The 15,267-nt window shown below is 36.9% G+C and carries 12 protein-coding genes; 9 read left to right on the top strand and 3 right to left on the bottom strand.

What is annotated here, in order from left to right; translation table 11 throughout:
• The first annotated feature begins 547 nt into the window (after positions 1 to 547).
• The 5 genes from HAV12_RS09200 (at position 548) to HAV12_RS09180 (ending at position 4,565) form a co-directional block, all read left to right on the top strand.
• Positions 548 to 862: a hypothetical protein gene (locus tag HAV12_RS09200; protein WP_171569381.1), complete on the top strand. Its 315-nt coding sequence runs from the start codon at positions 548 to 550 to the stop codon at positions 860 to 862.
• A 127-nt stretch (positions 863 to 989) separates the two neighbouring features.
• Positions 990 to 1,553 carry a 2'-5' RNA ligase family protein gene (locus HAV12_RS09195; protein WP_171569380.1) on the top strand — a complete coding sequence of 188 codons (564 nt, stop codon included), beginning with the start codon at positions 990 to 992 and terminating at the stop codon, positions 1,551 to 1,553.
• 290 nt (positions 1,554 to 1,843) lie between these two features.
• On the top strand, positions 1,844 to 2,767 hold the full coding sequence (locus HAV12_RS09190) for an AraC family transcriptional regulator (RefSeq protein ID WP_171569379.1): 924 nt from the start codon (positions 1,844 to 1,846) through the stop codon (positions 2,765 to 2,767).
• A 179-nt stretch (positions 2,768 to 2,946) separates the two neighbouring features.
• Positions 2,947 to 3,672, top strand: a complete 726-nt coding sequence (locus HAV12_RS09185) for an SDR family oxidoreductase (RefSeq protein ID WP_171569378.1) — start codon at positions 2,947 to 2,949, stop codon at positions 3,670 to 3,672.
• Positions 3,673 to 3,800: 128 nt separating this feature from the next.
• Positions 3,801 to 4,565 (top strand): SDR family oxidoreductase, encoded by a 765-nt coding sequence (locus tag HAV12_RS09180; RefSeq protein ID WP_171569377.1) that lies wholly within the window; start codon positions 3,801 to 3,803, stop codon positions 4,563 to 4,565.
• A gap of 166 nt (positions 4,566 to 4,731) precedes the next feature.
• Here HAV12_RS09180 and HAV12_RS09175 read toward each other — a convergent pair whose 3' ends face one another.
• The 3 genes from HAV12_RS09175 to HAV12_RS09165 all read right to left on the bottom strand — a co-directional run bounded on the left by HAV12_RS09175 (position 4,732) and on the right by HAV12_RS09165 (position 7,029).
• Complete coding sequence (locus HAV12_RS09175; RefSeq protein WP_171569376.1) at positions 4,732 to 5,205, bottom strand: PepSY-like domain-containing protein; 474 nt, start codon at positions 5,203 to 5,205, stop codon at positions 4,732 to 4,734.
• A gap of 88 nt (positions 5,206 to 5,293) precedes the next feature.
• On the bottom strand, positions 5,294 to 5,992 hold the full coding sequence (locus tag HAV12_RS09170; RefSeq protein WP_171569375.1) for a LytTR family DNA-binding domain-containing protein: 699 nt from the start codon (positions 5,990 to 5,992) through the stop codon (positions 5,294 to 5,296).
• The gene (locus tag HAV12_RS09165; protein WP_171569374.1) at positions 5,992 to 7,029 is read right to left on the bottom strand and encodes a sensor histidine kinase; all 1,038 of its coding nucleotides are present in this window, start codon (positions 7,027 to 7,029) and stop codon (positions 5,992 to 5,994) included. The genes HAV12_RS09170 and HAV12_RS09165 overlap by 1 nt, the downstream gene beginning before the upstream one ends.
• 165 nt (positions 7,030 to 7,194) lie before the next feature.
• Here HAV12_RS09165 and HAV12_RS09160 point away from each other — a divergent pair, with 165 nt between their 5' ends.
• The 4 genes from HAV12_RS09160 (at position 7,195) to HAV12_RS09145 (ending at position 14,571) form a co-directional block, all read left to right on the top strand.
• The gene (locus tag HAV12_RS09160; protein WP_171569373.1) at positions 7,195 to 8,580 is read left to right on the top strand and encodes a TolC family protein; all 1,386 of its coding nucleotides are present in this window, start codon (positions 7,195 to 7,197) and stop codon (positions 8,578 to 8,580) included.
• A gap of 12 nt (positions 8,581 to 8,592) precedes the next feature.
• A complete protein-coding gene (locus HAV12_RS09155; RefSeq protein WP_171569372.1) occupies positions 8,593 to 11,889 on the top strand; it encodes an efflux RND transporter permease subunit in 3,297 nt (1,098 codons plus the stop codon).
• Positions 11,890 to 11,962: 73 nt separating this feature from the next.
• The gene (locus tag HAV12_RS09150) at positions 11,963 to 13,051 is read left to right on the top strand and encodes an efflux RND transporter periplasmic adaptor subunit (RefSeq protein WP_132037159.1); all 1,089 of its coding nucleotides are present in this window, start codon (positions 11,963 to 11,965) and stop codon (positions 13,049 to 13,051) included.
• Positions 13,052 to 13,578: 527 nt separating this feature from the next.
• The gene (locus HAV12_RS09145) at positions 13,579 to 14,571 is read left to right on the top strand and encodes a T9SS type A sorting domain-containing protein (RefSeq protein ID WP_171569371.1); all 993 of its coding nucleotides are present in this window, start codon (positions 13,579 to 13,581) and stop codon (positions 14,569 to 14,571) included.
• Positions 14,572 to 15,267 lie beyond the last annotated feature (696 nt).

Raw genomic sequence — 15,267 nt, 5'->3', positions numbered from 1 at the left:
GACGTCATCCAATCATGGATTAAAAGACCGCTCTTATTACAATAAAAAAAAAGTCTATAGATCCGGCTAAACAAATAACCAAATCTATAGACCATAGAAAAACAGATTTTATTGCATTATTACAAAGCAACCACGATCAAATGAATGTGTCCAATTTTTCTTTTAACTAAATTGTTTTTCTCCAAAAAAACAGTAACACAGAAGCCTCAATACTGACTGAAAAGGCAAAAAACATAGATCACATTCCGCTTCTGTGATGCAAATTTACATGGTCTGATATAGAAATAATTACGGTTTCCCACATTCTAACAAAATCTTTTTAATAATTTATAATTTTACAATTGTAGTTCCTTGTTCCATATCAAGTTAGCAATCTATCCAAAGACACAAATTTGTCAAATATTTTTTTACCACTTCACATTTGAGACTTCAGACTGAGACTGAGACTGAGACTGAGACTGAAGACTGAGACTTAAAAAAAAATCTTAATCCAGATTAAGTTGAAATTATTATTAATCCAATAAATTTGTCAAACAAACTACTGATTATGAAAACACTTGAATTCTTAATACTCGGAAAAAACGAAGCCATTTTAACCATTCTGCTAAGACTTGTCAATGCTAATGAAAACTGGAATGCTGTTGGTTTTAGTGACGAAAATGAGGCACAGGAGTACTTTCTAAAAAACAAAATTGATATGGTCTTGTTAAGTTCTGCCATCGAGGATCATGTCGAAAAAGAGTTCACTTCATTTTGTTTAAAACACCATCCGGAAGTAGAAGTAATAGAACATTTTGGCGGCGGAAGCGGATTATTGCAATCTGAAATCTACCACAGATTACACTTAAAAGGAAAACTATAGAACTGATCTTGAGTTTCAGTTTTCAGGTTTCCAAATTATCTCATTTTCAAATTATCTCATTTTCACATTATCCAATTATCTAATTACCATTATTAGCTCTAAATTTGTCTCAACCAAAACTGATCAAATGGAGAAAAAGTATTCTGTTGCCATTTATCCCTCGCAAGATGTAATCGTTGCGATCAAAACCCTTAAAGATTATCTGGAAACCAAAATTGGCTGGTACAACAGTAAAAATTCGACCGCCCATATCACAATTTGTGAATTTACTATTGATGATTCTCAAATAGAAATATACAAACAAAAGGTTTTTAGAATCTGCGATACATTTACTCCCTTTCCCGTTTATCTGGATCATTTTGGGTCTTACGAAAATAGCGGTGCCTTTTTTATTGCTCCGAATGAAGATTCCAAAAACAATTTAAAGCCGATCATGAAAAAAACACATGAAGTTTTAAAACCTTTAAAACTAAAAAAGAGCGAAGATCCACACCTGTCTATTGGCCGAAGATTAACTCCCGAAAATCTTAAAATAGCATCGCAGCTTTTTACTACAATAGCTATTGATTTTTTATGCTGTGAAATTGTTTTGCGCGAATTAGATCCTGTTAAGAGACAGTTTTTTGTTATTGATACTTTTTCTTTTGGCAGCAATCCGCAACAGGAATTAATTCAGGGGAGTTTGTTTTAAGTTTTAAACGACGTAAAGTATTTCATTTCGAGGTACGAGAAATCACACTCGTAACTCGACAAAGATTGGCGATTTTGTTTGCGGAACTTCAGGTGTGATTTCTCGTACCTCGAAATGACACAAAATGAGATTACAAAACTTTTACCCCAGGCCTCAGGATTGCGCCTTTACAAGAAATAACAAAAAAACCTTGCGACCCTTGCGGTTCAATCAAAGCAAAGTTTTAAACTTCAAACCTGAAACCTGAAACCCAAAACAAATTTCGTATATTTGAATTTTACAATTCACTTATGAAATCACTAGATTCATTTTACCAGGACATTACCGAAGGTTCATCCGTTGAACCGAGTTCGTTATTACCCAACGACATTAAAAAGGAAATTGGTCACTTTAATGTGTTTGACATTAAAGAACTTTTAGACAGGCTCCAGGGAAAATCCATTATGCCGTATGACCGGAGGGCTTATTATAAAATAAGTCTGATAAAAGGAAAAAACAGGGCTGAATATGCAGACAAAATCATTGAAATAGAGCAGCATGCGCTCTTGTTTGCGACTCCCAAAATCCCGTATAATTATCTTCCACAGGATACCAATCAATCGGGGCAGTTCTGTGTCTTTACCAGTGAGTTCCTTTCTAAAAACAAAAGCGGAATTGACCTTGACGAACTTCCGATTTTCGCAACAGACGGTTACCCGATTTTTCAGTTATCTGATGAAGAAGTTATCGAAGTTGAACTGATATTCAACAAAATACAAAAAGAAATCAATTCCGATTATGTATACAAATATGATTTGATTCGTAATTATGTTGCCGAATTAATTCACTTTGGACAAAAGCTGCAGCCTCTAACAGCCTTATATTCGAAGCACAATTCTGCTGCCAGGGTTTCTTCTTTATTTGCCGAATTATTAGAAAGACAATTCCCCATAGAATCTCCGCATCAGAGACTTATGCTCAGAACAGCAAAGGATTTTGCCGAAAGGTTATCCGTGCATGTCAATCACCTGAATAAGGTTTTAAAAGAAAATACCGGAAAAACGACCACTGAATTAATCAGCAGCCGATTAACCAGCGAAGCCAAGATTCTTTTAAAACAAACCGACTGGAACATTTCTGAAATTGCGTATTCTTTAGGTTTTGAAGAACTGGCGCATTTTTCTAATTTCTTTAAAAAACAAACCACCTTTACACCTTTGGCATTCCGAAGTTAAATAAGGTTTAGTACCAACGCTTCGGGACAGAACTGGAATTTGGAATTTATTCCCATAGCTATCAGTATTAGAATTTAAAACCTCGTGATTTGAATTTCGCAAATAACGGTTTGATATTTACAATTCCCCAATACTACTTCAGTCCTACCTTTGTCTTATCAATTTAAAAGATCGAAAAGATGAATTTATCAAACAACAAAATTTTAATCACCGGTGGTGCAACCGGCATTGGTCTGGGACTTACACAACGATTTATTGAAGAAAATAATACTGTAATTATTTGTGGTCGAAGAGAATCGGTTTTGAATGAAGTTAAGGCTCAGTTTCCATCTGTACTAACAAAAGTATGCGACTTGTCTGTTGAAGCAGAGCGTGTAGCTCTTTACGAATGGATTAACGAAAATCACAGCGACTTAAATGTATTAATCAACAATGCAGGAATTCAGAAATGGGTTTCGGTTACGGATGCTGATTTTTACGAAAGCGCTAAAGCCGAAATCAATACGAATATTGAAGCTCCACTGCATTTGACTTCTTTATTTACGAATTTAAAATCACTTACCACAGTGATGAATGTAACTTCCGGACTGGCTTTTTCACCTTTTGCAAAAATTCCGGTATACTCGGCCACAAAAGCTTTTTTCCGTTCGTTTACGCTTTCACTTCGTCATATCCTGAAATCAAAAAATATTGAAGTGATCGAAATTATTCCACCGGCACTAAACACGGATCTTGGCGGAACCGGTCTTCACGATGCGCATCCGAGCGTGAGCAGTTTTATCGAATCTATATTTGAGCAATTGAAAGACGGAAGGAGCGAACTTACTTTTGGAACCAGCGAAACACGATTAAACGCAAGTGCTGAAGATTTGAGAAATCATTTTAATGCAATGCATTCTAATTAAGATAACACTTCTCTATGTTTTTCTTTCTCTCGCAGATTTAGCAGATTTAGGGGATTTTTTAAATTTTAAATCTACTAATCCGCGATAGCATTTCAATACAAATAATCAAAATTTAAAAACAACTAAAAATGGCAGTAAATACAAAAATCGCCTTAGTAACAGGCGGAAGCAGAGGTTTAGGGAAAAATATGGCATTGGCTATAGCAAAAAAAGGAATTAACGTTATTCTGACATACAACAGTAAAAAAGAAGAAGCGGAAGATACGGTAAAAGAAATCGAAAATTTAGGGCAGAAAGCGGTTGCCATTCAATTGAATGTGGCACAATCCGATACTTTTGCTACTTTTTTAGGAAGCGTACAAACAGCTTTAAAAACTACTTTTAACGCTGATAAATTCGATTTTCTGGTGAACAATGCCGGAATCGGAATTCATAAACCGTACATGGAAACTACGGAAGCAGACTTTGATGAGTTGAGTAATATTCAGCTTAAAGGCCCGTTTTTTCTAACTCAAAAAGCATTGGCTATCATGAATGACGGTGGTGGAATTATCAATATATCTACCGGTTTGGCGAGATTTTCGTTCCCTGGTTATTCTGCTTATGCATCTATGAAAGGCGGAATTGAAACGCTGACTAAATATCAGGCAAAAGAGTTGGGAGATCGGAAAATAAAAGTAAATGTTGTTGCTCCCGGTGCTATTGAAACTGATTTTGGTCACGGAGCCGTTAGAGACAATGAGCAGCTTAACCAACATATCGCTTCTTTAACCGCTTTAGGAAGGGTGGGATTACCGGATGACATTGGTGGTGTGGTTGCCTTTTTATGTACCGAAGATGCCCGTTGGGTAAATGCACAGCGTATAGAGGTTTCCGGTGGTATGAATTTATAATTGAGGAATGTAAATTGTGAAATGTAATCTTCTTTTTTTAAACCCAAAAGGTTTAAAAATCTAAAATCATTATTTCGTATTTAATATAAAAAAACAAAACCCGACAGGTTTAAAAACCTGTCGGGTTTGTCATTGAAATATATTGAGTTAGTAAGAATTCTTGTTTTTAATCTTTTTGAATGATGACATCAAAACCTCCGTTTTTATCGAAGACCACATCATAAAATTTGTTCTCTTTTTCTATTCCGACTTCGTAGGTTGTTTTGTTTTTATAATCGACAACTACTGCAATTTCCCGAATTGCCTGCTCGGAATAGTTATTTTTCAGGTACGCCTGTGCTTTTTGAGGAAGCTGGCTCAGCGGAATCTGTAATTCATAGGCCTTTAAATTTCCCAGATTATCGTAGACAGCCAGTGCTTTTGTATTATTATCGGCATTGAACTTCGCTTCATATCTGATTTCATCATTATCATCTCCCACATATTCTATCGACCAGACCGGAACTTTTTTCGGATACTCTTTTTCAAAAGTAAATCTGACTTTTTCTGGCGGAGTGATTACTCCTGTTGGCATAATTCCGTTTTGTGCCATCAAAAAACTGCTGTAAAAACAAGCGAAAGCTAAAATTAAGTTTTTCATGATTTCAATATTTAAATTAAACCATCTTTAAAATGCGTAATAAAACTACTACTATTAAATGAATTTAAAATGAATTTCTGTAAAACTTTTATTTTTTCAACCGATCCGATAATTCCCGTTTGTAGGTAATTCCGATTGGTAATTTCTCTTTTTTTATAATGATAAAATCCTTCTCCGTAGCTTCAATTTTATCTAAGGCCACAATATAGGATTTGTGAATGCGCATAAAGTTTTTCTCCGGAAGGCATTTCTCTAGTTCACTTGTCGTAATCGAAGCCAGATACGTCCGTTTGGTGGTATATAATTTAACATAATTTCCAAAACTCTGTGCAAACAAAAGCTGGTCTAATTCCATATCAATCAAATAACCATCTACTTTTACACTAACCGAATTGACTACCACTTCGTCTTCCTTGGCTTTTACATTTTCAGTGGCAAAAAAACGATCTATAGCTTTAAGAAATCTGGGAAAATAAATGGGTTTCAAAAGATAGTCAATGACACCATAATCATAACTTTCGAGTGCAAATTCAGAATAAGCAGTCGTTAAGATCGTTTTAGGATGTACAGGAAGAATCTTGAGCAGTTCCATACCTGAAATCTCCGGCATATTAATATCAAGAAACATCAGGTCAACTTTGTTTTCCCGAAGATAATTCATGGCTTCAATACCATTATACCCCTGAAAAACAAGTTCTAAATTTGGATTTTGCTTTATATAATTGGCCAGCACATAATGCGCTGCCGGCTCATCATCAACAATAATACATTTTTTGGATTCTGTCATTATACGAACTTTTTCAGTTGTAATTTCAAATCAACTATATACGTATTTTTATCGTCCTGAATATTCAGTTTATAGTCTTTTCCATAAATCAGGTTCAGACGTTCAATCGTGTTTTTCAAGCCAATCTTTGTCGAAACAACATCTGTTTTCTTCGTTGGAATTGAATTGGCAACATGCAAATGCAACAAGCCGTTTTCTACCGTAACGATAATACGTACAAAACATTTTTCGATCGCGCAGGTTCCGTGTTTAAAGGCATTTTCAATAAAAGCAATCAACAGCATGGGTGATACTTTATAGGCATTTTCGTTGTCGATTTTACAATCATACGTAATGTCACAACGATATCCTACCCTTTCTTTTTCAAGCTGTACATAACTGTTTATAAATTCCAGTTCGTCTTCTAAAGATACACATTGTTTATTATTACTTTCCAGCTGATAGCGCATAAGTTGCGAAACTTTCATAATCAGATCCGGCGTTCTGTCCGGAAATTCGAGACTGATTCCGTACAGCGTATTGAAAGTATTGAATAAAAAGTGCGGATTCAATTGCCCTTTCAAAGAATTCAGCTGCATCTGATTGAACAATAAAGTTTCATCGGTTTGTTTTCTGTGAATTCTGTAGAACTTAAAAACAATAATCGGGCTCAGTATACAAACCAGTGTTCCTAAAACGCTGGCAAGCTGATAGACATAACTTCTCTGATGTGAATTTTGATACAAACGGCAATTGCTGAACATATCCAGCATAGTGATTTCGTATAAGACAATCGAAAATACAAACACCCCGAACAGCGTCAAAAAGATGTAGCTTAAGGGTCTTCTGGTTTTGAAAAGTATAGGTAACAGCAAAAAACGGTTGAACTGGGCGTGCATATATAAAATAAAATAGAAAAAAACCCCCATTGAGATGGAAGTAAAAGAACTAAATAACATCCAGTCATTTTTTAACGTGTAGATCGTAAATGAAAAGGCAACAACGGCAATCTCCTGCCACCATTTGTTATCCAATATGTTATCAAATTTTTTATTCATTTTTTAAACTTAAAATAGTTTACAAATTAACCACTTATTTTTATTTAATTTTTCCATTAAATGACCAATTCAATTCGTCATTTTTAATCGTATTACATCATTTAAGATGACAAAAATCATTGGAAGTAAAATAATTTTGTTTCATAATTTGATACCACGAATTTTATGTATTTCAAAAAAATTACTTTACTATTTTTCTTGATTTTTGCCACTCTTGGTTATTCACAAACCCTGTCTTTAAAAGAAGCTATAAAAACGGGGCTTGAAAACTACGGTTCAATCAGAGCAAAAAACAACTACACCAATGCATCGCGGGAGACGCTGAAACAATCGAAACGCGATTATTTACCCAACCTGAACTTGTCGGCGCAACAGGATTACGGAACCATCAACGGCCAAAACGGTGCTTTGTATGGTTTCAATGGTTTGGGAACGGCTTCTTCCGGACCGGCTTTACCGGATCAGAACTGGAATTCTGCTTTTGGAGCGCTTTATTTAGTCAATATGAATTGGGATTTTTTCACTTTCGGAAAAGCGAAAGAAAAAATCAATTTGGCTAAAATGGACGTTCAGACGAAAGAAACCGACTTAAAGCAGGAAATGTTCCAGCAGGAAATCCGGATTTCTGCCGCTTATCTTAATTTGCTGGCAAGTCAGCGTTTATTGATTTCACAGCAAAAGAATTTAAGTCGTGCTGAAGTTTTCAAAAGAACTGCTGCTGCGAGGGTAAAAAACGGATTATTGGCCGGAGTAGATTCTACTTTAGCAACAGCCGAAGTTTCGAAAGCTAAAATTGCCCTGAATCTGGCCCGGAATTTCGTCAAGGAACAGAACAATAAATTAGTCGATCTAATGGGCGTTGCCCCTCAGGATTTTGCTGTTGATACGCTTTTTGTCAATAATGTTCCGAAAGCATTATTAGTGGCTGAAAAAACGACTGATAGTCTGCATCCGTTACTTCAATTGTACAAAGCCCGAATGGATTACAGCAATCAGCAGGCTAAATTATACAAACGTTTTTATTACCCGACCATGACCGCTTTTGGTGTCCTTCAGACCAGAGCATCAGGATTTCAATCTGATTATATTACCGATCAGACCGCTTTTACCAGAAACTACTGGGATGGCGTAAATCCGGATCGCACCAATTATCTGGTTGGAATTGGAATCAGCTGGAACCTGACTACGCCGTTCCGAATGAGCAAACAGGTAAGGGCTCAGAAGTTTGTTTCACAGGCTTTGCAGGAAGAATACAATCAGGCAGACCGGGAACTGAAATCGCAAATGAATTTTGCCGATGATAAGATCAAAATCACCTTGGACAATTATGCCGAAGCACCCATTCAGGTTGATGCTGCCAAAAAAGCCTACCTGCAAAAATCGACTTTATACAAAAACGGGTTGACTGATCTGACTGATTTAACACAAATCATGTATACGTTAAACCGTGCCGAAATTGATCGTGATATTACGAATAACAATGTGTGGCAATCGTATTTGCTAAAAGTGGCCGCAACCGGCAATTTTGACTTATTTATAAATGAATTTTAATTATAGATCGTAATGAATTTAATACGTTTCGCACTCCGCAAACCCATCTCCATCCTGGTAATGGTTGCTGGTTTATTTTTCTTCGGAATTGGTGCCATCAAGGATATTAAGGTAGATATTCTTCCTAAGATGAACTTGCCGGTAATTTATATTGCGCATCCTTTCGGAGGGTATACCCCCGACCAGATGGAAGCTTATTTTGCTAAAACTTATGTCAACATTTTACCTTTTGCCAATGGTGTAAAATCAGTTGAAACCAAAAATATTCAGGGGTTAATGATCATGAAGTTAACCTATTATGAAAACACCAACATGGCGCAGGCAGCAGCCGAACTGAGTTCCCTTTCGAACAGGATTCAGGCGGCATTTCCTCCGGGAACGCAGCCTCCGTTTATCATTCGTTTTGATGCTTCTTCCCTACCAATCGGACAATTGGTTTTGAGCAGTAAAATCAGATCGAATAACGAACTGCAGGATTTAGCCAACGTTTACGTTCGTGCCTCGTTTACTTCGATTCCCGGTTTATTATCGCCGGCTCCTTTCGGCGGAAGCCCAAGAACAATTGAGGTTAACGTAGATCCCGATTTATTACGTTCGCATAATATGACGCCGGATCAGGTGGTTGAGGCGATCCGTATCAACAATCAGACGGCTCCTTCGGGAAATGTCAGAATGGGCGATGTCAATTATATTACGCCAACCAACAATACGATTAAAGAAGTTAAGGATTTTGAACAGATTCCCTTATTTAAAGGCGGCGTTCAAAACCTGAAATTAGGCGATGTTGCGACTGTAAAAGATGGTGCAGATATCACGGCCGGTTATGCTTTGGTAAACGGAAAGCGTTCGGTGTATATCAGTATTGCGAAAGCGGGAGATGCCTCAACCTGGGATGTGGTTCAGAAATTGAAAGCGGAATTACCTAAAATTCAAAGTACATTACCGGAAGATGTAAAATTATCCTACGAATTTGACCAGTCGGTTTATGTAATCAACTCAGTTAAAAGTTTGATTACCGAAGGAATTATCGGAGCGGTTTTAACCGGATTAATGGTGTTACTTTTCCTTGGTGACAGACGTGCGGCTTTGATCGTAATCTTAACCATTCCGATTTCGATTATTTCTGGAGTTTTATTCCTGAAATTATTCGGACAAACGATCAACTTAATGTCTCTAAGCGGACTGGCTCTGGCGATTGGAATCTTGGTAGATGAAAGTACGGTAACGATCGAAAACATTCACCAGCATCTCGATATGGGCAAACCCAAGGCACTCGCCATTTGGGACGCCTGTCAGGAAATTGCCTTGCCTAAATTATTGATTTTACTTTGTATTCTGGCGGTATTTGCTCCGGCATTTACCATGGTTGGTATTCCGGGAGCGTTGTTTTTGCCTTTGGCTTTAGCAATCGGATTCTCAATGGTTATTTCGTTTTTACTGTCACAGACTTTTGTTCCCGTAATGGCGAACTGGCTGATGAAAGCGCACCCGAAACACGAACATGGTCCGGCGATTACAGATGATGAAGCTGAATTTAACGCCTGCGGCCTGACACCTGAATCTGAAAGAGACCTGATCACGCAGAAAAAAGCATATGTTGAAAAAACAGATACAAACAATAACGGAAAAATTGGCGCTTTCGAACGCTTCAGAATCCGTTTTATGAGAACTTTGGATCGTTTGTTTCCTTATAAAAAAGTAACCGCTTTAGTCTATCTTATCGGAATTACGGTGCTGGCTGTAGTCTTTATTTCCTTTATCGGAAAAGATGTTTTCCCTAAAGTAAACTCAAGTCAGTTTCAGTTGAGAATGCGTGCTCCCGACGGAACCCGTTTAGAACGTACCGAAGAGAAAGCGATTATTGTATTGAAGGAATTGCAAAAAATGGTGGGTAAAGAGCATATCGGAATCTCTTCTGTTTATGTGGGACAACACCCATCGTTATTCTCGATCAACCCGATTTATTTGTTCATGGCAGGTTCGCATGAAGCCGTTTTTCAGGTGAGTTTAAAAGAATACCACACCGATATGGATGACTTTAAAGACGACTTCAGAGCCCGAATTAAAAAAGTACTTCCGGATGTAAAACTTTCTTTTGAACCAATCGAACTGACCGATAAAGTATTGAGCCAGGGTTCCCCTACTCCAATCGAAGTCCGTATTGCCGGAAAAGACAAAAAACGCAATGAATTATATGCCAATCAAATCGTAGAGAAACTCAAAAAAATCTCTTATTTCAGAGATGTGCAAATTGGTCAGCCCATTCATTATCCGGCCATGAATATTGATATTGACAGAACGCGTGCCGCTGAATTAGGCGTAGATATGAATGATATTTCAAGATCATTGGTCGCTTCAACTTCATCATCCAGATACACGGAGAAAAATACCTGGGTCGACGAAAGAGCCGGATTATCGTATAACGTTCAGGTGCAGGTGCCTTTGAACAAAATGAAAAGCAAAACCGATATTGGAGAAATTCCGGTATTGAAAAATTCGCTTCGTCCTGTTTTGAGTGACGTTGCCAAAATTACACCCGGATTTGTAAGTGGTGAAAATGACAATTTAGGGGCCATGCCATACATTACCGTTACAGCCAACATTAGCCAGACCGATTTAGGAACGGCCGTAAAAGATGTGGATGCAACAATAAACGCATTGGGAGAATTACCGAGGGGGTTATTCATTACGCCAATTGGTTTAAGTAAAGTATTAAGCGAAACATTAAGCAGTTTACAGGTAGGATTATTGGTTGCCATATTTGTAATCTTCTTAATGTTGGCCGCTAATTTTCAATCGTTCAAAGTATCTCTGGTGATTTTAACGACAGTTCCGGCGGTTGTTTTAGGAGCGTTATTGATGCTGACGCTGACAGGTTCAACGTTAAATTTACAATCGTATATGGGAATCATTATGTCGGTTGGGGTTTCGATTGCCAATGCCGTTTTACTGGTCACCAACGCAGAACAATTGCGAAAACGAAACGGGAATGCCTTAGAATCGGCACGTGAAGCGGCGGCCTTACGTCTTCGTCCGATTATCATGACTTCTGTCGCGATGATTGCGGGAATGTTGCCAATGGCAATTGGACACGGAGAAGGCGGCGATCAGGTTTCACCGTTGGGTAGAGCTGTTATTGGCGGACTATTATTCTCAACCTTTGCCGTTTTACTCATCCTGCCGCTTATCTTTGCCTGGGCACAGGAACATGCCACAACACAGTCGGTTTCCTTAGATCCTGAAGACGAAGAAAGCATCCATTATATCTCATCCTTAAAATCAGAAAATGAAATCACCACTAAAAACTAATTTGTTGAAAACAAATACCAATAAATTAAAAGGTGATTACATAAATGACCTTTCTAAAATAACTTTCACATTTATGAAAAATAAAATTATACAATCGACCGCATTATTTTTTACAGCTGTATTTTTTCTGGCCAGTTGTAATTCAAAGAAAGAAGAAACGGTTACTCCGGAACTGGAGCCTAAAACAGAAACTTTCCTTTTACAAAAAGAAAAGCTAACGACAGAATTGCGTTTGCCGGCCGAATTAACCGGTTTTCAACAAGTAGATTTATATGCCAAAGTAAGCAGTTTCGTGAAATTACTAAAAGTAGATATTGGTACTCAGGTAAAAAAAGGACAACTTCTGATTGTTTTGGAAGCGCCCGAAATCAGTTCACAACTGGCGGCAGCCGAATCGAGATTAAAATCGATGGAAGCCATTTACGCCACCAGCAAAAGTACCTACAACCGTTTGTACGAAACGAGCAAAGTGGAAGGAACGATTTCTAAAAATGATCTGGAAATGGCCAACGGAAAGAAAAACTCCGATTACGCCCAATATCAGGCCGCAGTGGCAGCCCACAAAGAAGTGTCGATCATGAGAGGGTATCTTGAAATCCGTGCGCCTTTTGACGGTGTTGTGGCAGCAAGAAATGTGAATCTTGGAACCTTTGTAGGCCCAGCCGGAAAAGGATCAGATTTGCCTTTACTGACGATTCAGCAACAAAACAAATTACGTTTGGCGGTTTCGGTTCCGGAATTGTATACGGGATATTTACACAATGGCGACGAAATGAGTTTTAATGTAAAATCGTTACCGGAAACGTTTAAAGCAACCATTACCAGAATGTCGGGTGCTTTAGATTTGAAACTTCGTTCGGAACGTGTAGAAATGGACGTTCAGAATACGAAGAAAAATTTATTACCGGGAATGGTGGCCGAAGTGCTTTTACCGCTTAACGCGAAAGACAGCACGTTTGTAATCCCGAAATCAGCACTTGTCAATTCTGCCGAAGGTACTTTTGTAATCAAAGTCCTGAATCATAAAGCCACACGCGTTGACGTAAAAAGAGGAAGAGAAATCGACGATAAAATTGAAATTTTCGGCGATTTGAATCCGCAAGATAAACTGGTAAAAATTGCCAGTGAAGAAACTAAGGAAGGCGACATTATAAACGAATAACCTGCGTTTTAGTCTTCTCATAGTAGATTACCAAAAATCTGTACCATTTGCCTAAGGGACAGCACATACAAAAGTGCTGTCCTTTTTTTATCATGGAAGGCTTCTTCTTTCAAGTTTCCTGCAAGGTTTTTTCTAACCTTGAAGGTAATAACTTGGCTGCTGAAATTTGCTTGCAAAGACAGAATCCCGAGGCTTCGGGAAAGTTTTTATGCTCTTTTTTTGTCAATTCCGAGGAACGAGGAATGACAGACGATGTAGTTATTTTTTTTCAAAACTTTTAATTAAAGAAACCTTTGAGGTTTTTAAGCAGCTATTTCCTGCTATAGCACTCCTCTTTTTTAATGCTTTTCCTATAAAAAATATTCTCTTTTCAGGAAGTAAAAAAAAATCGAATATCGATTTGAAATTTAATTTTTTAATAGACATTCTATTGTAAGTAAACTTTGTATAAATTGTATAATTAACATTTTTTTATAATGTTAAAATTTCTAAATTGCGGTACAAAATTTAATCCTAAAAACATTTCTATGAAAATGAAAATTACTCTTTCTACATTTCTTTTACTGGCAATTTCAGCAGTACAATCGCAAAACATTACAATTCCGGATGTAAAATTCAAAGCCTTTTTAGTTGGAAAAACGGAGATTAACACAGATGGTGATGCTGAAATAAGCAAAACCGAAGCAGAAGCTTTCACAGGATACATGGATTGTAGCTGGCAATCCATTAAAAATTTATCCGGAATTGAAGCTTTTATAAACCTTACCGGGTTAAATGCTAATTATAACGATTTAATAACAGTAGATTTAAGTAGTAATACTAAGTTAGATGGATTGTATGTTGTTGGAAATGATTTAACTGCGTTGAATACGTCAGCGCTTGTAAATTTAGAAACGTTGGAGTGTGGTACTAATAAGATTCCATCATTAAACCTTTCTAACAATACTAAACTGGAAAGACTAAGAACAGGATCAAACCTGCTTACTGCATTAGACTTGTCTAAAAATCTATTGCTTTACGACCTTGGCTGCGAGAATAATAAAATTGTGGATATAGACATTAGTTTAAATGTGAAACTAACCTCTATAGATTGCAGAGCTAATAAACTTAGATCTTTGAACTTAAATAACGGAAAAACACTTTTCTTCAATTTAATGAAAGCCAGTTTAAACCCGGATTTAAGCTGTATACAAGTTGATGACCTTAATAGTGTTAGAACTACTACATGGATTTATGATCAAACAGTAACTTTTAGCATCAATTGTCAATATAATTTGGGTCTGAATGATGTTGTTTTAAATAATACAATCAAAGTTTATCCAAACCCTGCAAGTCATACGGTTTCTATTAGTTCTCCGGATCCTATTGATGCAGTGAAAATTTATTCTGCTACAGGTGCTTTAGTAAAAACTATAGCAAATCCTTCTCAGGTAGAAGTATCTAACTGGTCAAAAGGAGTTTACTTTTTTGTTTTTCAGGTAGGAAATCAATATTTAAACAAAGAAATTATTGTAAAATAATTGATTCTGATAGCTACATTTTAAAGCTAATTTTAAAATGCAGATTATAATTTACCTTAAAGGGCGATACATCATGAAGTATCGCCCTTTTTTTATGGACGGTTTCGCGAAGATAAGCGAAGTAATTTTAGAGCTTCCACAAAGATTCGCAAAATTGCGCGGAGATTCACCAAGTTTCCGGGCCGTTTTTATATAAGCCTTCAATAAATCACGCAAAGACACAAAGTCGCAAAGTTTTAAGCTTATTCCTCCAACACCAATTGTCACCCTGAGCGTCCCGAAGCTTCGGGAGAAGGCTTATGAAAACAGAAAATAAATAAACATGTGGAGCAATTTTAGAAAAATCACGCAAAGGCGCAAAGTTTTTATTCTCAATGTTTGTCATTTCGACGAAGGAGAAATCTTCGCAAGTGGCTCGACAAAAATTTAATTCTCGTTGCGGAGTTACTAGTAAAGTTTTTTCTACCATATAAGTGATAAAAGAAAATTTAAGTTTTATTTTTTCAGGCTTTCTTGCAAGGGTTTTAAAACCTTGTACGTATTGTAACAAGCAACAGAAAATCTCTCACAAAGACGCAATCGCGATCCCGAAACTTTGGGACGAGAGCAAACTTTAATTCTTTTTTTAATTCTATCGACCTTCCTTGTCAACAATCAAATACCAATTTTAAATTATTTCTAAAAAAAAACAAATAC

This window comes from Flavobacterium sp. CLA17, from assembly GCF_013112255.2.
GTDB lineage: Bacteria > Bacteroidota > Bacteroidia > Flavobacteriales > Flavobacteriaceae > Flavobacterium > Flavobacterium circumlabens.
This window is presented reverse-complemented; position numbering and strand designations above follow the sequence as displayed.

Coding starts and splice junctions, on each gene's coding strand:
- HAV12_RS09200 (WP_171569381.1), top strand. CDS start 548: ATGAAAACACTTGAATTCTTAATACTCGGAAAAAACGAAGCCATTTTA.
- HAV12_RS09195 (WP_171569380.1), top strand. CDS start 990: ATGGAGAAAAAGTATTCTGTTGCCATTTATCCCTCGCAAGATGTAATC.
- HAV12_RS09190 (WP_171569379.1), top strand. CDS start 1,844: ATGAAATCACTAGATTCATTTTACCAGGACATTACCGAAGGTTCATCC.
- HAV12_RS09185 (WP_171569378.1), top strand. CDS start 2,947: ATGAATTTATCAAACAACAAAATTTTAATCACCGGTGGTGCAACCGGC.
- HAV12_RS09180 (WP_171569377.1), top strand. CDS start 3,801: ATGGCAGTAAATACAAAAATCGCCTTAGTAACAGGCGGAAGCAGAGGT.
- HAV12_RS09175 (WP_171569376.1), bottom strand. CDS start 5,205: ATGAAAAACTTAATTTTAGCTTTCGCTTGTTTTTACAGCAGTTTTTTG.
- HAV12_RS09170 (WP_171569375.1), bottom strand. CDS start 5,992: ATGACAGAATCCAAAAAATGTATTATTGTTGATGATGAGCCGGCAGCG.
- HAV12_RS09165 (WP_171569374.1), bottom strand. CDS start 7,029: ATGAATAAAAAATTTGATAACATATTGGATAACAAATGGTGGCAGGAG.
- HAV12_RS09160 (WP_171569373.1), top strand. CDS start 7,195: ATGTATTTCAAAAAAATTACTTTACTATTTTTCTTGATTTTTGCCACT.
- HAV12_RS09155 (WP_171569372.1), top strand. CDS start 8,593: ATGAATTTAATACGTTTCGCACTCCGCAAACCCATCTCCATCCTGGTA.
- HAV12_RS09150 (WP_132037159.1), top strand. CDS start 11,963: ATGAAAAATAAAATTATACAATCGACCGCATTATTTTTTACAGCTGTA.
- HAV12_RS09145 (WP_171569371.1), top strand. CDS start 13,579: ATGAAAATGAAAATTACTCTTTCTACATTTCTTTTACTGGCAATTTCA.